A 15,807-nucleotide genomic window follows, 5' to 3' on the forward strand; every position below is an offset into this window, starting at 1 on the left:
GCACGGGTGCGTGCTAAGGGAGGGCCAACGAGCGAAATGGGAGAAACAGCTCATGCGTATCCTGCAGCCGGCCGAGTGGAAGAAACCGCGCGGCTTTTCCCATGGCGTCGTGGTCGAGGGGCCGGGCCGCTGGGTGGTGCTGGCCGGGCAGACCGGCGGCGACGAGGCGGGCGAATACGCCCCTGACATGGCAGGCCAGGTCGCAACCGCGCTGAAGCGGATCATCAAGCTGCTGGGCGAGGCCGGCGCCGGCCCCGAGCACATCGTCCGCCTAACCTGGTACCTGACCAGCCGCAGCGAATATGAGGCCGCAGGCGCCGGCATCGGCGCGGCCTGGAAGGAGACGCTGGGCCGCAATTTCCCGCCTTCGACGCTGCTCTACATCGGAGGCCTCGTCGACGACCGGGCCAAGGTCGAGATCGAGGTGACGGCGTTCGTTCCCAGCGCATAAAAAAATCGATCCGGCGCGGGCGCCGGATCGATTGTCGTGTCGTCGTACTGGCTTAGCGCGACATCGAGATGTTGGCGCCGCGGAACTGGCTGTCCGCGCGCATCGTGACCGTCTGCTTGTTGCCGGAGGTCCGCAGCGAGATGTTTGCGTTGAAACCAGCGGCGCTGGCGACCACCTCGAAACTTCCACCGCCACCGCGGCCCTGGAGCGAGCCGCTGATGTTACGGCTGGCCTCGCTCCAACCGCCGGTAATGGCGCTGCCTTCGGACCGGACGTTGGCGGCGAGGTTGAACTTGTAGGCGTCGCTGGCACAGGTCAGCGACATCTCCATGGTGGGCCCGATCGGAGCATATTTGGCCCGGCAACGGATGCGTTCGGTGGAGCCGTCATCCAGGGTGACGATCCCGCCGCCGCTCCAGCTGCCCGCGAGCGGGGCAAACGGGCCGGACTGGGCCTTGCTTTCAGTGTTCGCGAACGCTGCCGCAAGCAAAACGGCGGCCGCGATCAGCAGCCGCCGGCCTCCGGCGCGAGTCTCGATTGGTTTATTGGCGCGATGCTTCCCACCGCCCGCTGCACGGTATGCCTGCAGATGCTCCATTCCACTTCCCCGATCCGGCGTTGCCGCTGAGTTGACCGTTGGCATATGCACCATTGATCGAAACTTTCACAAGTCCCCCGCTGCCGATGGTGCCGGAAACGTTAGCGCCGGGCGCGGTGATCTTGCCGTCGGCGACTGTCAGCATGGAGCTTGCGGTCGGCTCGCAGGAACCGGACTTGGTCACGATGGTGACCTGCCAGTTGCCGTCATAGGGGGTCTGGGCGAAGGCGGTGGCGGCGAGGGTGCCGGCGAAAACTGAAGCGGCACAGAACGCCGCGATGCGACCAAAACGCATGAATTCCGTCCTTGAATTTGTCTGATATCCTGACGCTTATTCGGACGAAATGTGACGGAAATTTGTTGCAATGCCAAATCGAAAATTGTTCCTGTGGAAACAATGGTTTATTTGTGTTTCTGGCTCCGATTTTTCAAGCAGAATCAATGTGGCTTCACGTTAAGGGTAAACGTCAGGACAGACTCGGCGCGGAAGTCGCGAACTGCTCGTCCTGAACCTTGGCCGGCAGTGCCTTGTGGACTTTGACGTAATCGATCACGTCGGCCAGCAATTTGAGCCCGAGCGGGGCGAGCGCGCGCTCCCAGAGTTCGCGGGCGGTCTCGCCCTTCTTGACGAAGCACCAGTCCTGCGCGGCGATGGCGCCGGCATCCATGCGATCGGCGAGATGATAGATCGTGCCACCGGCGATCGGATCGCCTTCCTTGATGGTCCATTCCACGGCGGCCTTGCCACGGTGGCGCGGCAGCAGCGAGGGGTGATAGCCGATCCCGCCGAACCGGGCCGCGGCGAGCGCGTCCTTTCCGATCCGGGCATGGCTGTGCGCGGTGATGATCAAATCGGTGTCGGGCGCGATCTCGGAGGCAACCACCAGCTTCGGATTGGCCTGCACCACCACCTCGATGCCGGCCGCCCTGGCGGTCGCAGCAAGGCGGTCCTCGGCATCGGCCACCACGACCCGCGCGATCGACACGCTGTGCTCCCGGAGCATGTTCAGGGTGGTCACGCCGAAATGGCGGGAGCCGACGAGGGTAATGCGCATGTGTGTCCGATCCGTCTCGCAACTGCGTCATACCCCCGATAACACGTCCGGGCGCCGTGTCACCATCTGCGGGCCGCTTCTGCCGGTTATCAACAATGCGCCGGGCGCAGGAGACGGTGAATTCCGCGATTGCGCGGCCGACCGTTCCGGTGCTTGCATGCGCGCCATTGCACCGGCTCGGAGCGAGCGCATGCGCAGCGCCTGGTTCATCGTTCTTGCGACACTGATTGCGGCCACCCCGGGCCATGCCGGCGGGCCGTACCCGGCGGTCCCGCCCGAGATCGGCGTCGCGCCGTTCATCGGGCCGACCTGGGACGCTTATCGTTGCGCGGGGGGACCGGTCTATAATTTCTGTGATGGCGCCTATTACGGCGAGGAGCCGCCGGCGCTCTATCGCGGCTACGCCTACCGGCCGCATTATCGCTACAGCGCCTATCGCCGACTGCCGCGGACGTACTTCTGCGTCACCGACTAGCGTTGCCGCACGGCCACGGTCGAGCGGCAAATGATGATGTGACGGTTCCTGTGTTTCATTTCGAACAGAAGGAATCCATCCCGCGGTTAGAATGGCGATACCGGGGCTGGCGACATTTGATCCGGATCCATTTTCGAACCCGGCTTTGGCCGCTGGCCTGATCGCCAGCGGCCTTTTCATGCCGCGCGTCGCAAAATCATCTGACGGTAACGCGTTCTCAACCTGCCTGGCGTATCGACGAATCCGTCGCGGATTTGTAATGCGTACCGCGACACCGAAAATGTCCCGCCGGCGTGGGTGCGCCGCGCGGGCTTTTTCGCCGGGACCGATTTCATGCCGAGCGCGATTGAGCAGATCGTCGACATCTATGTCCGACTGAAGAACAGGCGCGGCCTCGACGAGCTGATGATGCACAGGCAGCGCCTCGCGGTCGATCTGAAGAGCAGGTCGGGCTATGATTTCAGCCTGCCGATCGGTCAGATCGACGAGGAGATCGCGATCATCGAGGCAGGTCTCAGCCGGCTGAAGGCTGGCTCCAACGATGCCGATACGACACGTTTGATCTGACGCGCTCAGTCGCGCCGGCCGCCGTCGATGACGGTGAACAATGGCCGCGCCGGGGTCGGCTCCACCAGCAATTCCTCCACGAGTGCGGTGGCCGCATCGACATATTTTCGCGTCGGCTTGTCGAGCTCCCGCTTCGCCTCGTCGTCGAGCGCGACCTTGGCCGCCTCGACCAGCTTGCGCATCCGCGCCGCATGGTCGTCGCCGGCCGTCAGGGTTGCGCGCGCCAGCGAGCGCAGCACGAACAGCTCGCCCTCGAGGCGGAGCAGACGATCGTTGAGCCTGGTGAGGACGGCGTTGAGGTCGGCCATTTCCGCGGTTCGTCGCTGTGGATTCGTCCTGATCTAGCGGCGATCAGTGAACGGAGTGCAAACGGCATCGGCGCAATTGGGCTGATCGTCCGCATGTCGCGGTGCCGCCGTTGTGACCGGTCGCGACGTCGCGTATGCGTGGGCACAGCATGGTTCCCGCACCACATGTCAGCCCGGGTGGACGTTTGGAGCCCATGCGATGCGGTTTATCCCGATTGTGATCCTCTTGATGTCAGCATGTTCGGCTGCCGCCGCCGCGCCGGCGCGCCACGCCCGCCCGCACCACCCCGTGGTCGTCCTTCCGGCCGAGGACGCGCCGGTGCCGCCCGGCTGGTACAAATTTCCCGGGTGGCCGCCGATCCCGCCGTCGGAGAACAGGAATCTTGATCCCTCCAATTTCGGCGGAGGCTGATCGCAGCTACGCAGCGCTTCGCGCCAGGTAGTCGCGCGCGAAGGCGAGATACCAGTCGAGGCAGCCGGGATTGGCCATCGCCTCCTTGTTGATGACCTTCTCGACGGGCTGGCCGAGCAGCAGCTTCTTGATCGGCAGCTCCTGCTTCTTGCCCGACAGCGTGCGCGGGATCTCGGCGACGGCGAAGATTTCGTTCGGCAGGAAGCGCCGGGAGAGACCGGCCTCGATCGCCTTGTTGATCTTCTCCTGCATCGCGGCGTCGAGCGCGACGCCTTCGCGAAGCACCACGAACAGCGGCATGTAGCTGTCGCGGCCGAGATATTCGAGGTCGACGACGAGGGAGTCCAGCACCTCCGGCAAGGCTTCGATCGCGGAATAGAGTTCGCTCGTGCCCATGCGCAGGCCGTGCCGGTTGATGGTGGCATCGCTGCGGCCGTAGATGATGCAGGAGCCGTCCGGGTTGACCTTGAGCCAGTCGCCGTGCCGCCACACGGGGCCGCGGCCGCTGCCGTCGAAATTGTCCGGATAGGTCTCGAAATAGCTGGAGCGGTAACGCACGCCGTCCTTGTCGTTCCAGAAGTAGAGCGGCATCGACGGCATCGGCTCGGTGCAGACGAGCTCGCCGACCTCGTCCGTGACGGCGCGGCCCTGTTCGCTGAAGGCTTCGACGGCGGCGCCGAGCAGGCGACACTGCATCGCGCCGGGCGTTTGTGGCAATTCGCGGTTGCCGCCGATGAAGGCACCGGCGAAATCGGTGCCGCCGGAAATGTTCGCCCACCAGATGTCGGCCTGCGCCTTGCTGCCATTGGTCTTCGACAGTGCGGCGAAGCGGTCGTTGAACCAGGCTTGCGTGTCGGCGCTGAGCGGCGATCCGGTCGAGCCGAGGCAGCGCAGCCGCGACAGATCGCCCGCGGCGGCAAGATCGATTTCGGCCTTGGCGCAGTTGGCGAAGAACGCCGCGCCCGCGCCGAAGAAGGTCGCTTTCGATTGCGCCACGAAGCGCCACAGCGTGGTCCAGTCCGGCTTGTCCTTGGCGCCGCCGGGGCTGCCGTCGAAGATGCAGCAGGTGGCGCCGCCGAGCAGGCCGCCGACTTGCGAATTCCACATGATCCAGCCGGTCGAAGAGTACCAGTGATAGCGCTCGCCGAAAGAATTTTGGTGATAGGAGCAGCCGATGTCGTTGTGCAGGCCGAGCAGCGCGAGCACCACGATGACGATGCCGCCATGGCCGTGCACGATCGGCTTGGGCAGGCCGGTGGTGCCGCTGGAATAGACGATCCAGAGCGGATGATCGAACGGCAGCCAGGCCGGCTCGAACGTGTCAATCGCGGCGCTTGTCCTGGCGACAATATCGGAGAGCAGGGCATCCGGCGCGGCAGGCGCACCGGCCTCGCTGTGCAGGATGACATGCGCGACCGTGGGCAGCGATCGCCGCAGTTCGGCGACGACGTCGCGCCGGTCGTGCCGCCGGCCGGCATAGGTGACGGCGTCGCAGGCGATCAGCACTTTGGGTTCGATCTGCTTGAAGCGGTCGATCACGGCGGGCGCGGCCATGTCGGGTGCGCAGACGCTCCAGACCGCGCCGATGCTGGCGGTCGCGAGGAACGCGATGATGGTCTCGGGAATGTTGGGCAGGTAGGCCGCGACGCGGTCGCCGGGCTTGATACCGTTATCCTTCAGATGCAGCGCGAGCGCGGCCGCCTTGCGCCGCAGCTCCGGCCAGCTCGTTTCCCTCAGCCTGCCGTCCTCGCCGCCGCTGACGATCGCGGGCAGGCCGGCGGCGTCGGCCGCTTCGACATGCCGGAATACCTGACGCGCATAGTTCACCTGCGCGCCTGGAAACCAGACCGCGCCGGGCATCTTGCGCTCGGTGATCACGGCCGCGAACGGCGTCGGCGATTGCAGATCATAATAGTCCCAGATGCTGCGCCAGAAGCCGTCGAGATCGCGCACCGACCATTGCCGCATGTCTTCGTAGCTGCCGAAGGTGAGGCCGCGCTGCTCGGCGAGCCAGTTGCGATAGAGGGCGATCTGGGGAACGAAAGGTGCGGTCATTGCGTGGCGGCTTCAGTTGCGGGGAAGGGGAGTTTAAGCCGTGTCGCAGCTGAGCAGAAGCCGCTGTTCTGGCAGGCGGCCTTGACCGGGGTAATGGGCCCGGCCTTCGCCAGGGCGACGTGGCAGAGATCGCAACCATGCTTCAACAGACTCGTCATTGCGAGCGCAGCGAAACAATCCAGGCTGTCACGCGCGGAAAGATTCTGGATTGTTTCGCTGCGCTCGCAATGACGGAGGTGTGGGGGAACGCAGTCTTGGTCTGTCAGCGTGGCGGAGCCATGGTGTCGGGGGCAAAGTCGGTCGGCAGGCCGTCGATGCTCTTCATGTTCTTCAGACCCCAGTATTTTCGCAGATTGTTGACGCCCTGCGCCGTCCAGTAGCGCACGAGGTTGCCACGCTCTTGCTTGTAGTCGAACAGCGGCACGCCCAGACCGCACGACGTCTGCACGAGGTCAATCGAGAGGCGTACGATTTGGCGGGCGCCTGCAACTTCCTCGAACTTCGGAACGAGATCGGCGTACTCCGGCGTGCCGCGCATCAGCGATCGACCCTGACCATAGAGCCGCAGGATCATCGGATCGCCATCGAAGGCGCAAAACATGATGGTCAGCCGCTTGTCGTTCGAGGCGACCAGATGCGCGCGGGTCTCGCTGCCGCTGCCAGTGCAATCGAGGTAGGCGACGTCAGTTTCTCCGAGCACCCGGAATGAGGACAGGCCCTTGGGCGAGACGTTGATGCGTCCCTTCGGCGGGGCGCTGGCGACGAAGAAGATCTTCTGCCGCTCGATGAAAGCCCTGTGCTCTGGCTCGATCCTTGCGAATTGCTTGCCCATTTCCGTCCGTCCTTTGCGTAGCGACGAAGCCGAGGCCGAAACTAACATGTCAAATGTACCGGTTTAAGGATACACGTTATCCTGGTATAAAGACCACCATGAAAGGACAGGATCCGATTGCTCCGGCACTCTCGCTCAGCGCGTTCTTGCGGGCGCTCCGGGAGCGCCAGTCTCCGGCGGAATTCGGTCTCGCCGCCGGACCACGACGGCGCACGCCCGGCCTCCGGCGCGAGGAGGTCGCTCAGCTCTGCGGATTGAGCGCCACCTGGTACACATGGATCGAGCAGGGGCGCGATGTGTCCGTCTCTGCTTCGACACTTGCGCGCCTCGCACGCGGATTGCGCCTGTCACGAGCCGAGCGCGGCTATCTGTTTGAGCTTGCGGGCAAGCGCGATCCGGAGCGGCCGGGCAACAGGGATGATCCACCTGAGGGGGTACTGGCCTGCGTCGATGCGATCGATGGTCCCGCCTACATCCTCGATCGCACATGGAGCGCGCGCCGTTGGAACGCGAAAGCGTCCCGGCTGTTTGCGGGATGGCTCGATGCTGACGGCGAAAAAAACCTTCTGCGCTACATCTTCCTCCGGCCTGAGGCGCGAACTCTGATCCTGGACTGGACGTCCCGTGCGCATCGCGTCGTCGCAGAGTTCCGCGCCGCGGTGACGGGCTACGCCGACGATCCGGATATTCGCCGCCTCGTAGACGAACTGAGAATTGGAAGCTCGGACTTCGAGCGCTGCTGGGAGACGCAGGGGGTTTTGGCACGCGAAGGGGGCGAACGTGCGTTCGATCATCCGACCATGGGACTGCTGCGCTATCAGCAGGTGTCGCTGTCTCTTGCGGGCTGGCCCGACTATCGACTGACGATGCTTCTCTCTGCGCCAACCATACGCAATCGATGACCGGTATCGCGGCCAAACCCGCCGCGCGGCCCGCTCGCTCGTCAGCGTCCGTCTACTACCAACCCACGCCCGCCCAGCGCCGGCCGAATACCGGCGGCTTCGTCTTCACGGCTTGCCAGCCGAAGAAGTGATGCTTGCCGGACCATGCGTGCACCACGCCGCTGCAGATTTTGCATTTGAAGCTGCCGGAATGCGCTTCGCTGTGCTCTTCCCTGGTCGCGGTGTAGTTCATGCTGCAACCGGTGCAGGTGAATTCTTCGATCGTCCAGATGCTGTTGGCCATTTGCACGGAATGTTTTCTTGGGACCTCGGTGCACGGTAGGAGCGGGTCTTTGCATCGGCGTAAACTGGGGCAACGAAATCCGGTTAATCGCCGTTAGCCAAACCGGGCTCCGCTCCGAGCCAGTGCAGGATGTTCCGGGTGTTCGGAGCGCCGGTCAGTCCAAATCGCGCCGCCGACAGGTCCAAGCGCGCGCCTGGTCCGGCAGCTAGATTTCACCCAGTCGCCTCGGTCGGAAGGCGCGCAAGTGGGGGTGAGATGATGGGGACGAAGCTCGTTTTGACGGCTGCGCTGCTGTCGCTGGCTACGCCGGCATTTGCTGCGGATATCATCGCGCCTGCGCCGGTGAAGGCGCCGGTGCCGGCTGCGATCTTCACCTGGACCGGCTTTTACATCGGCGCCCATGGCGGCGGCGCCTGGAGTAAGTGGACCGGCATCGACCCGACCGATCCGACCGCGGTCTGGACCTCCGTCACCGCCAGCGGCGGCATCGTCGGCGGCCAGATCGGCGGCAACTACCAGATCGGCAATGTCGTGGTGGGCCTCGAGGGCACGGGCGCCTGGTCCAGCGTCACGCTGAACGCCGGCGGTCCGTTCGGCGGCGGCGCCGGCTTCACCTTGTCGCTCAAGAACGACTACATCGCCACGGTCGCCGGCCGGTTCGGCGTCGCCTTCGACCGCGTGCTGCTCTACGCCAAGGGCGGTGCGGCCTTCACCCGCGACAAGTACAATGCCAATAATGGCCTTGCCGGCGCGCTCGCCGGTTCTGCCTCGGGCAGCTTCAACCGCACCGGCTGGCTCGCCGGCGGCGGCGTCGAATGGATGTTCATGCCGAACTGGTCGGTGAGGGCCGAGTACAACTACATGGGCTTCGCCGCGATCACCGAGCAGCCGGTGACATCAGGCAACCTGGCGGCCACGCCGGCCAATGTGAAGCTGAACATCCAGACCGGAACGGTCGGCGTGAACTACCACTTCTAGCCGCGCAGGCGTTGCCGCAGGATCAGCCCTCGGTCCGGTCAAGCCGGAGCGGGAGCCCGGTCGTCTTGACGCCGGATGCGGGGCTGGCAATAACGGCTTGCCCGTGCATGTGCCGGAACCAGCGTCGATGCCGCAAAGAAAGTCGTGCCCGTGAAAAGCCTCCGTCAGCTCCTGACGGGAGAGGACATCATCCAGCTCGTGATCCGGCTCGGCCTGCTCGCCCTGCTGATCATCTGGACCTTCCTGATCATCCGCCCGTTCGTGCCGATCCTGGCCTGGAGCGGCGTGCTCGCGGTCGCGTTCTATCCGGCCTTCAGCTGGGTCGCCAAGATCCTCGGCGGTCGGCCCAAGACCGCCGCGGCGATCCTCACCTTGATCACGCTCGGCATCGTCATCGGCCCTGCAACCTGGCTCGGTATCAGCGCGGTGGACGGCGTGCGCGAGCTGGCGCACCAGCTCGGCACCGGCGATCTCGCGCTCCAGTCGGCGCCGGAGCAGCTCAAGTCGTGGCCGCTCGTCGGCCCGTGGCTCTACGACCTCTGGGACCAGGCCTACACCAACATCCGCGCGGTGCTGCGCGAAGTGGCGCCCTATCTCCAGCCGCTGGCAGGACCGCTGCTGTCGTTCGCGGGCGATGCCGGCGTCGGCACGCTCCAGTTTCTGGTCTCGGTGTTCGTCGCGGGCTTCCTGTTCCCGCATGGGCCGAGGCTGGTCGCGGCCAGCCGCGGCTTCCTGTTTCGCATCGTGCCCGAGCAGAGCGAGCATTTCCTGGGGCTTGCAGGCGCGACCATCCGCGCCGTGGCGCAAGGGGTGATCGGCGTCGCGATCGTGCAGGCACTGCTCGCCGGCATCGGCTTCAAGCTCGCAGCCGTTCCGAGCGCCGGCCTTCTCGCCTTCATCGTGCTGCTGCTCTCGATCGTGCAGATCGGCGCCTTCCTCGTGCTGCTGCCGGTGATCATCTGGATCTGGACCGCCAAGGACGTCACCACGGCGCTGCTGCTCACGGTGTTTCTCGTCCTGGTCGGTTTCATCGACACCATGCTGAAGCCGCTCGTGATGGGGCGCGGCCTGACCACGCCGACAATCGTGATCTTCGTCGGCGTGATCGGCGGCACGCTCGCCCATGGCATCGTCGGCCTGTTCATCGGGCCGATCATCCTGTCGGTGGCCTGGGAGATGATGATGGCCTGGATCAGGACGGAGGACCGGGCGGGGGCGGGCGCGAAGGCGAGCGAAGGCTGATCTTGCGTCCTCGAACGGCGCGATCTGAACGCCGTGTCGCAGCTGGCCTGAAGGCCCGCGGCCTGTGATCAAGGCGCGTCCCGAACTTGTCTATCCGACTAGACAAGTTACGATTGGGACGATTCTATTTTCGATTACGGCAGCAATGGCGAAGTCTTCCAAGCTGGTTGCCGCCAAGCGCGGCAAGGTATTGTTGGTCAGACGCCGGTCGGACGGCCTGTGGATGTTCCCGGGCGGCCGCAAGCGCGCGCGCGAGTCCGAGAAGGACTGCCTGCGGCGCGAGATCAAGGAGGAGCTGCCCAAGCTGAAGCTTGGCCGGATCAGCCTCTGGAAGGAAGTGAAGGCCAGGAACAAGCGCTCCGGCCGCAAGATGAGCGATGCGATCTTCATCGCCAAGGGCGCCAAGGGCAGGCTCGCGATCGGCGACAAGAAGGAGATCGACCGCGCCGCCTGGCAGAAGCCGCGCGGCATCCGCCTGACCCCGACCTCGCGCTATATCCGCGACCGCCTGTTTCCGAGGAAGCCGCGGCGGCGCGGCTGAGTTCGCGTTCTCGCGAAGTGGATACCGGTTGGCGTCAAGACAACGCGTCAAAATAGGAATCCAGGGCCCCGTTCCGATTCTATCGGAACGGACAACGGCTCTAGTCTTCCCGATCCACCGATCGGTCCCGCCCGGCGAATGACCGCGAGCGCGCCGCGCGCGGCTCCGGCGCGACGCGCCTTGCCGCCTCGGCCTCGCGCTGTTCCTTGCGCGCCTTGCGCGCGTTGCGCGCGTTGCGCATCGCGCGCTTGAAGAAGGGGTGCTGCGAATCCTCGGCGAAAAACAGCACCACCTCGCAACTCGGACATTGCCTGGAATAGCCGTCCTGCAACCGCCCGGCGCGATCGCGGAACACGGACTTGCAGCGCGTGCACTGAATCTGGACGAAACTCATGCGCGACCGACAATGACCGATGGGAATGGATCGTCAGGTGATCCCAAATGTCTGAAGAAAGCCTGAAGGCCTTGGTGAATTCACCGGAGGTCTTGTCGCAGCCGATGTCGTGCGCACGACGGCGATGCTCGCAAGATGCGGCCGGGCGTCATCGGCCCGCCGCGACTGGCGGCAGGCTGAGGTCGTCAACAGGCTCAGGTCGTTAGAGCTGCCCGACCAGCCGCTATTGCCTGGCTGCGAGCGTGTCGAGGCAATGGTTCAGATACGCGGTGCGATCCCTGGGCAGCACCTTGTCGAGATCGGCCTTCAGCGCGCATTCACGCTGCCGCAACTGCTCGGCCCGGCGCTTCTCGGCCGCCTCGCGGAATTCGGGAGCAACCTTGTTGGGATCGACCAGCGGCTGCGAGCGGGCGGGGGACGCCGCAAGGAGTGCAATGGCGGCGATGAAAATGAATGGTTTCAAATGAGCCTCCGTAAAAGAAGGCATCCTAGCCCGCGGCGCGCGCAGGCTCAAACCGGAGGTGCGGTACCCCGTTCCGGCATGATCGGGCCGCGCCAACAACCAACAGCGCGTGTGAACCAGTTCACAAGCACGCGACACATTCGCTGCTATGAAAGCGTATTGCTTGACCATTTCATTTTGAACGAAACGCCCCAGCGTCCAAGCGCTGGGGTTTTTCGTGCTGGACATGCGAGCAGCGCGTCCTCGATCGCAGCAGCCCGTGCATCCAGAGAAGCAGGTCCCACGCCGCGTTGAATGCTTCGGAAGCGGCGAGTTCCGATCCACAGCCAAAGATTTCGGGAGCGCGATGGCGCTCCGAACGTTGCCACGAGGCGTGCGTTGGCAGGGCAAATCCCATATGGATGGCGGCGAACCGCCGAATCGACAATGAGGCGGCTCGCGTTCGGTGGGTGACAGTTTACGACCAGAGACGGATTCAAGTGAGGCTTTCCAAAAAGGCGAAGGCGACCAAGACATCGCCAAAGAAGGGCAAAGGATCGCAGCGCGCCACGATCTCGTCTTCATCGCCCCTCGGTTCGATGGCTCTGCATCTGCTTGCACAATGGAAGCAGTCCGGACGCAGCGGCATCGTTTTTCTCGCCGAGAGCGAGAACAGGGCGGAGCGGCTCGGTAGCGTCATTCACGCGCTCGATCCCGCCTGCGAGGTCCTGGTGTTTCCGCGATTGAACACTTTGCCGTTCGATCAGCTCGAGCCGTCGCACGAACTGGCAGGGCGCAGAGCCTCGGTGCTGCGACGCCTCGCGAAATCCAGGAAGCCGCTCTTTCTGGTCTCGACGGCGGAAGCCGTGATGGAGCGCCTGCCGCCGCCTGCGAGCCTGTCGCGCCTGAGCGTGAGCCTGAAGGTGGGCGGCGCGTTTTCCGAGCGGGACCTGCGCGGGCGCCTCGAAGAGCTGGGATATGATCTCGAGGACGAGCCGGATTATCCGGGCGGAGCCCTGTTTCACGGGCAGACCTTCGAGATATTTCCCGCGGGCGCGCTGGGGCCGTTCCGGATCGAGCATTCAGGCCGCGCCATCAGCCGGATCGTGGCGTTCGATCCGAAAGAGCACGACATCATCTTCGAGACCAGCGAGCTTCTCGTCGATCCCATGTCGGAGCGGCTGGCCTTCGCCGGCAAACGCGGCAAGCGCGCGACGCTGTTCGACTATTGCGGGCGCGCCAAATGGATCGCCGATGCAGGGGTGCCGTTGCACGTCGACGGCTGGCTGAGCACGATCGAGGAGGCCGCGCCTCGCGCGGAGAGGGAACGCGAATACATCGGACGGCGCGACTGGAAGCAGCTCTCCAGGGGCATGAAGGTATTGCCGCGGACGGCGTCCTTCCAGCCCATCCCGGAGTTTTCGAAGCTGACCTCCTCCAGGAAGGCGCTGCGTGCCTTTGTCGAGGAGACGCGCCGGGCCGGCTCGCGGCTGATCCTGGTCGCGGCGCAGGAGGACGACCTGCGCGTGATGGAGCGGATGGGCGGCGTCAAGGCGCAGCGCTGCGAGAATTGGGACGAGGCGGTGCGCGGGCGGAGCGGCGAGGCGGCGCTTCTGGCCGATCTCGATGCGGGCTTCGTCGTGCCGGGGAAAAAGTCGCTCGTTGTCGTGACGGCGTCCGACGTGCTCGGCAGCCGGGCGCATCATCCGCAGCCGATGGCGCGGGCCTGGAGCGCGGCCTTCGACCATGCCGACGTGCCCGAGCAGGGCACGGTGGTCGTGCATCTCCAGCGCGGCCTTGCCGTGCTCGATGGCCTGCAGACCGTGAACACGGGCGGCGGCGCACTGCGCGAGATGATCCGCCTGGTGTTCGCAGGCGACAATGCGGTTCTCGTGCCGCCGCCCGATCTGGCGCTGATGTGGCCTTACGCAACCGAGCCCGGCAAGCTTGCGCTCGACAAGGCGGACGGCAGCTCATGGTGGGCCCGCCGCACCGAGGCCGAGCGCGAAATCCAGATCGCCGGCAAGGTGCTGGCCAAGCACATCAGCCAGCGCCGCAGGCGGCGCGCCGACAAGCTGGTTCCGCCGGGATCGGCCTATGAGAAATTCGTCGCGCGCTTTCCTTATTTCACGACGGTCGACCAGGCGAAGGCGATCCGCGACGTGCTGGAGGATCTCGCATCCGGCCATCCGATGGACCGGGTGATCTGTGGCGACGTGGGATTTGGCAAGACCGAGGTGGCGCTGCGGGCGGCTGCCGCTGTGGTGCTGTCGGGCAAGCAGGTGGCGATCGCGGTGCCGACGACGGTGCTGGCACGGCAGCATGTCGCAACGTTCCAGAAGCGCTTCGCCCCGTTCGACATCGAGGTGGGGAACCTGTCGCGGGCGACATCCGGCGCCGAGCTGCGGGCGACCAGGGAGGGACTGCGCAGCGGCCGGATCAAGGTCGTGGTCGGAACGCAGGCGCTCGGCGGCAAGGACGTGAAGTTCGACGATCTCGGCCTCGTCATCATCGACGAGGAGCAGCATTTTGGCGCGGCGGAGAAGGCCAGGCTTTCCAGCCTCGCCAAAAATGTCCATGTGCTGATGATGAGCGCCACGCCGATCCCGCGCACGCTCGCCGCCGGCCTTGCCGGATTCCGCGACCTCAGCGTGATCGCCTCGCCGCCGGTTCACCGGCTCCCGGTCGCAACCAGGATTGCGCCGCTGTCGGATGCGGCCATTGCGTCGGCGTTGCTGCGCGAGCAGCGGCGCCACGGCCAGAGCTTTCTGATCTGTCCGCGCATCCAGGATCTGGATCCGATGCTGGCGCGGGTGCAGGCGGTGGCCGGCGATCTTCGCATCGTGTGCCTGCACGGCAGATTGGCTGCCGACGAGATCGACGACCGGATGATGAGCTTCGTCGAGGGCAGGGCCGACGTCCTGCTCGCGACCAACATCGTGGAGAGCGGCCTCGACATTCCGCGTGCGAACACCATCGTGGTCTGCTGGCCCGAGAAGTTCGGCCTCGCCCAGCTGCATCAGCTGCGCGGACGGGTCGGACGCAGCGGCATCCGCGCGTTCGCCCATCTGCTGACCGAGACGAATTCCGGGCAGTCGGAGAAGCGGCTGGCCGTGCTCGAGGAGTTCAGCCGGCCGGGCGCCGGCTTTGCCATCAGCGAGCGCGATCTCGATCTCAGAGGTGCGGGCGACCTGTTTTCGGAGCAGCAATCCGGCCATGTCCAGGTGTTCGGACCCGTGCTCTACAGCCACCTGCTGAAAATGGCCTCGGAGAAGGTCGATGAGGAGCGGGCTGCGGTGTGGGTGCCCGACCTGAACCTGCCGGTCGCGGACATGCTGCCCGAGACTTATGTGCATTCCGAGCCCGTGCGGCTCGAACTCTATGCGCGCGCCGCAAGATGCAGCAGCGAGGACGACCTCGTCGACCTCGAGGAGGAAACCTCCCGCCGCTTCGGCCCGCTGCCGAAAGTCGCGCGCGACTTCTTTGCCGCCGCGAAGCTCAGGCTCGAATGCAAGCGAAGGGGCATCATCCGGCTCGACGTCGGCCTCGGGGCGGTGGCCGCAACGTTCCTGCCCGGACGGTTGCGGAAGTCGAGAGGGAAGTCACTGCAGCGCGACGGCGATCGCGTCGTCTATCACAGCCAGATGCGCGACGCGCCGTTCGAGCGGGTTGAAGAGTTGTTCGAGGTGCTGGACGAGGGGTGAGGACGGATGCGCCGGTCCGGCGCCGTCTTCATCCAGCCGGGTCAATCAGACAGGTGACATCAGTCACTTCGAGGCGTGGTCGATCTTGTGCCCCAAATGCCCGGTGTCATGATCGCGGCGCAACTGGCTCAGCGACGTCTCGTTCAGCTGAGCCAGGACCTCGCTGAGCTGGGTCGCATCGGGATAGCCGGCCGCAAAACCCTTTCCGTAGATCTTGCGCAACGTGCCAACCAGCGTGTTGCCGTGCTTCTTGCTGATCCCGCCATCCTTGTCCCGATGGCGGCCATCCAGGCCCGATTCCTTCATGTGTCTCTCCCTGTGTGGCGTCTTGAGCGCCTGGAGAGAGCGTGCTCCCAAATGAGTTGATTGGCAACGGCGCGGCGCTCGGGCGTTGAGCGCCGGTTCGTGCCATCGCAAGGGCGTTGCGCTCGCGTGTCTATCGCTTAGCTGTGATGCCGCGTCAGATTGCGGCGGGACGGTTGGCGCATCACATCAGCCCGAGCGGGTTACTCGATTGGAACCGATACGATGCGCTCTGTTCTGGCCATGGGTCTGTTGATCGTCCTGT

The 15,807-nt window shown here is 65.0% G+C and carries 19 protein-coding genes; 9 read left to right on the forward strand and 10 right to left on the reverse strand.

Annotated elements, in window-relative coordinates; genetic code table 11:
- Positions 1–52 precede the first annotated feature (52 nt).
- Entirely contained in the window at positions 53–451 is a 399-nt protein-coding gene (locus AB5K84_RS23055; protein ID WP_011087447.1) for a RidA family protein, read from the forward strand.
- Positions 452–503: 52 nt separating this feature from the next.
- On the opposite strand, the gene AB5K84_RS23060 is transcribed toward AB5K84_RS23055, so the two are convergent.
- The 3 genes from AB5K84_RS23060 to AB5K84_RS23070 form a co-directional block, all read right to left on the reverse strand.
- Positions 504–1,049 (reverse strand): hypothetical protein, encoded by a 546-nt coding sequence (locus AB5K84_RS23060; protein WP_028173939.1) that lies wholly within the window; start codon positions 1,047–1,049, stop codon positions 504–506.
- Complete coding sequence (locus tag AB5K84_RS23065; RefSeq protein ID WP_038967470.1) at positions 994–1,344, reverse strand: hypothetical protein; 351 nt, start codon at positions 1,342–1,344, stop codon at positions 994–996. Before AB5K84_RS23065 ends, AB5K84_RS23060 begins: the two co-directional genes overlap by 56 nt.
- A gap of 172 nt (positions 1,345–1,516) precedes the next feature.
- Positions 1,517–2,104 (reverse strand): formyltransferase family protein, encoded by a 588-nt coding sequence (locus AB5K84_RS23070; RefSeq protein WP_011087445.1) that lies wholly within the window; start codon positions 2,102–2,104, stop codon positions 1,517–1,519.
- Between the two features lie 190 nt (positions 2,105–2,294).
- Here AB5K84_RS23070 and AB5K84_RS23075 point away from each other — a divergent pair, with 190 nt between their 5' ends.
- Positions 2,295–2,579, forward strand: coding sequence for a hypothetical protein (locus tag AB5K84_RS23075; RefSeq protein WP_441232644.1), 285 nt, complete (start codon positions 2,295–2,297; stop codon positions 2,577–2,579).
- Positions 2,580–2,912: 333 nt separating this feature from the next.
- A complete protein-coding gene (locus tag AB5K84_RS23080) occupies positions 2,913–3,146 on the forward strand; it encodes a hypothetical protein (RefSeq protein ID WP_028173941.1) in 234 nt (77 codons plus the stop codon).
- Positions 3,147–3,151: 5 nt separating this feature from the next.
- Here AB5K84_RS23080 and AB5K84_RS23085 read toward each other — a convergent pair whose 3' ends face one another.
- Entirely contained in the window at positions 3,152–3,454 is a 303-nt protein-coding gene (locus AB5K84_RS23085; protein WP_011087444.1) for a hypothetical protein, read from the reverse strand.
- Positions 3,455–3,653: 199 nt separating this feature from the next.
- Between AB5K84_RS23085 and AB5K84_RS23090 the strand changes: the two genes are divergently transcribed.
- Positions 3,654–3,866, forward strand: coding sequence for a hypothetical protein (locus AB5K84_RS23090; RefSeq protein ID WP_038967472.1), 213 nt, complete (start codon positions 3,654–3,656; stop codon positions 3,864–3,866).
- A 6-nt stretch (positions 3,867–3,872) separates the two neighbouring features.
- On the opposite strand, the gene AB5K84_RS23095 is transcribed toward AB5K84_RS23090, so the two are convergent.
- Both AB5K84_RS23095 and AB5K84_RS23100 read right to left on the reverse strand, forming a co-directional pair.
- Entirely contained in the window at positions 3,873–5,921 is a 2,049-nt protein-coding gene (locus AB5K84_RS23095) for an acetoacetate--CoA ligase (protein WP_011087443.1), read from the reverse strand.
- 262 nt (positions 5,922–6,183) lie between these two features.
- Positions 6,184–6,753 carry a pyridoxamine 5'-phosphate oxidase family protein gene (locus AB5K84_RS23100; RefSeq protein WP_038967473.1) on the reverse strand — a complete coding sequence of 190 codons (570 nt, stop codon included), beginning with the start codon at positions 6,751–6,753 and terminating at the stop codon, positions 6,184–6,186.
- Positions 6,754–6,851: 98 nt separating this feature from the next.
- Between AB5K84_RS23100 and AB5K84_RS23105 the strand changes: the two genes are divergently transcribed.
- Positions 6,852–7,655, forward strand: a complete 804-nt coding sequence (locus AB5K84_RS23105; RefSeq protein ID WP_038967474.1) for a helix-turn-helix transcriptional regulator — start codon at positions 6,852–6,854, stop codon at positions 7,653–7,655.
- Positions 7,656–7,710: 55 nt separating this feature from the next.
- Here the strand turns inward: AB5K84_RS23105 and AB5K84_RS23110 are convergent, their stop codons facing one another.
- Positions 7,711–7,938, reverse strand: coding sequence for a hypothetical protein (locus AB5K84_RS23110; RefSeq protein WP_038967475.1), 228 nt, complete (start codon positions 7,936–7,938; stop codon positions 7,711–7,713).
- A gap of 255 nt (positions 7,939–8,193) precedes the next feature.
- On the opposite strand from AB5K84_RS23110, the gene AB5K84_RS23115 reads away from it, so the two are divergent.
- From AB5K84_RS23115 to AB5K84_RS23125, 3 genes are all read left to right on the forward strand, one after another.
- Positions 8,194–8,916, forward strand: a complete 723-nt coding sequence (locus AB5K84_RS23115; protein ID WP_236842255.1) for an outer membrane protein — start codon at positions 8,194–8,196, stop codon at positions 8,914–8,916.
- Positions 8,917–9,060: 144 nt separating this feature from the next.
- On the forward strand, positions 9,061–10,158 hold the full coding sequence (locus AB5K84_RS23120; protein ID WP_011087439.1) for an AI-2E family transporter: 1,098 nt from the start codon (positions 9,061–9,063) through the stop codon (positions 10,156–10,158).
- Between the two features lie 145 nt (positions 10,159–10,303).
- The gene (locus AB5K84_RS23125) at positions 10,304–10,699 is read left to right on the forward strand and encodes an NUDIX hydrolase (protein WP_028173949.1); all 396 of its coding nucleotides are present in this window, start codon (positions 10,304–10,306) and stop codon (positions 10,697–10,699) included.
- A gap of 100 nt (positions 10,700–10,799) precedes the next feature.
- Here the strand turns inward: AB5K84_RS23125 and AB5K84_RS23130 are convergent, their stop codons facing one another.
- On the reverse strand, positions 10,800–11,093 hold the full coding sequence (locus tag AB5K84_RS23130; RefSeq protein WP_038967476.1) for a hypothetical protein: 294 nt from the start codon (positions 11,091–11,093) through the stop codon (positions 10,800–10,802).
- Positions 11,094–11,316: 223 nt separating this feature from the next.
- Positions 11,317–11,556, reverse strand: a complete 240-nt coding sequence (locus tag AB5K84_RS23135) for a hypothetical protein (RefSeq protein WP_038967477.1) — start codon at positions 11,554–11,556, stop codon at positions 11,317–11,319.
- 578 nt (positions 11,557–12,134) lie between these two features.
- On the opposite strand from AB5K84_RS23135, the gene AB5K84_RS23140 reads away from it, so the two are divergent.
- Positions 12,135–15,239: a DEAD/DEAH box helicase gene (locus AB5K84_RS23140; protein ID WP_038967487.1), complete on the forward strand. Its 3,105-nt coding sequence runs from the start codon at positions 12,135–12,137 to the stop codon at positions 15,237–15,239.
- A gap of 63 nt (positions 15,240–15,302) precedes the next feature.
- Here the strand turns inward: AB5K84_RS23140 and AB5K84_RS23145 are convergent, their stop codons facing one another.
- Positions 15,303–15,545 (reverse strand): hypothetical protein, encoded by a 243-nt coding sequence (locus tag AB5K84_RS23145; protein ID WP_011087435.1) that lies wholly within the window; start codon positions 15,543–15,545, stop codon positions 15,303–15,305.
- Positions 15,546–15,807: the final 262 nt, after the last annotated feature.

Source organism: Bradyrhizobium sp. 1200_D9_N1_1 (assembly GCF_052075915.1).
GTDB lineage: Bacteria > Pseudomonadota > Alphaproteobacteria > Rhizobiales > Xanthobacteraceae > Bradyrhizobium > Bradyrhizobium diazoefficiens.

What these genes read in the sequence shown, in the direction of transcription:
- AB5K84_RS23080 (WP_028173941.1), top strand. Translation starts at nt 2,913, where the DNA reads ATGCCGAGCGCGATTGAGCAGATCGTCGACATCTATGTCCGACTGAAG.
- AB5K84_RS23125 (WP_028173949.1), top strand. Translation starts at nt 10,304, where the DNA reads ATGGCGAAGTCTTCCAAGCTGGTTGCCGCCAAGCGCGGCAAGGTATTG.
- AB5K84_RS23070 (WP_011087445.1), bottom strand. Translation starts at nt 2,104, where the DNA reads ATGCGCATTACCCTCGTCGGCTCCCGCCATTTCGGCGTGACCACCCTG.
- AB5K84_RS23115 (WP_236842255.1), top strand. Translation starts at nt 8,194, where the DNA reads ATGATGGGGACGAAGCTCGTTTTGACGGCTGCGCTGCTGTCGCTGGCT.
- AB5K84_RS23145 (WP_011087435.1), bottom strand. Translation starts at nt 15,545, where the DNA reads ATGAAGGAATCGGGCCTGGATGGCCGCCATCGGGACAAGGATGGCGGG.
- AB5K84_RS23105 (WP_038967474.1), top strand. Translation starts at nt 6,852, where the DNA reads ATGAAAGGACAGGATCCGATTGCTCCGGCACTCTCGCTCAGCGCGTTC.
- AB5K84_RS23095 (WP_011087443.1), bottom strand. Translation starts at nt 5,921, where the DNA reads ATGACCGCACCTTTCGTTCCCCAGATCGCCCTCTATCGCAACTGGCTC.
- AB5K84_RS23060 (WP_028173939.1), bottom strand. Translation starts at nt 1,049, where the DNA reads ATGGAGCATCTGCAGGCATACCGTGCAGCGGGCGGTGGGAAGCATCGC.
- AB5K84_RS23075 (WP_441232644.1), top strand. Translation starts at nt 2,295, where the DNA reads ATGCGCAGCGCCTGGTTCATCGTTCTTGCGACACTGATTGCGGCCACC.
- AB5K84_RS23055 (WP_011087447.1), top strand. Translation starts at nt 53, where the DNA reads ATGCGTATCCTGCAGCCGGCCGAGTGGAAGAAACCGCGCGGCTTTTCC.
- AB5K84_RS23110 (WP_038967475.1), bottom strand. Translation starts at nt 7,938, where the DNA reads ATGGCCAACAGCATCTGGACGATCGAAGAATTCACCTGCACCGGTTGC.
- AB5K84_RS23090 (WP_038967472.1), top strand. Translation starts at nt 3,654, where the DNA reads ATGCGGTTTATCCCGATTGTGATCCTCTTGATGTCAGCATGTTCGGCT.
- AB5K84_RS23140 (WP_038967487.1), top strand. Translation starts at nt 12,135, where the DNA reads ATGGCTCTGCATCTGCTTGCACAATGGAAGCAGTCCGGACGCAGCGGC.
- AB5K84_RS23065 (WP_038967470.1), bottom strand. Translation starts at nt 1,344, where the DNA reads ATGCGTTTTGGTCGCATCGCGGCGTTCTGTGCCGCTTCAGTTTTCGCC.
- AB5K84_RS23085 (WP_011087444.1), bottom strand. Translation starts at nt 3,454, where the DNA reads ATGGCCGACCTCAACGCCGTCCTCACCAGGCTCAACGATCGTCTGCTC.
- AB5K84_RS23130 (WP_038967476.1), bottom strand. Translation starts at nt 11,093, where the DNA reads ATGAGTTTCGTCCAGATTCAGTGCACGCGCTGCAAGTCCGTGTTCCGC.
- AB5K84_RS23100 (WP_038967473.1), bottom strand. Translation starts at nt 6,753, where the DNA reads ATGGGCAAGCAATTCGCAAGGATCGAGCCAGAGCACAGGGCTTTCATC.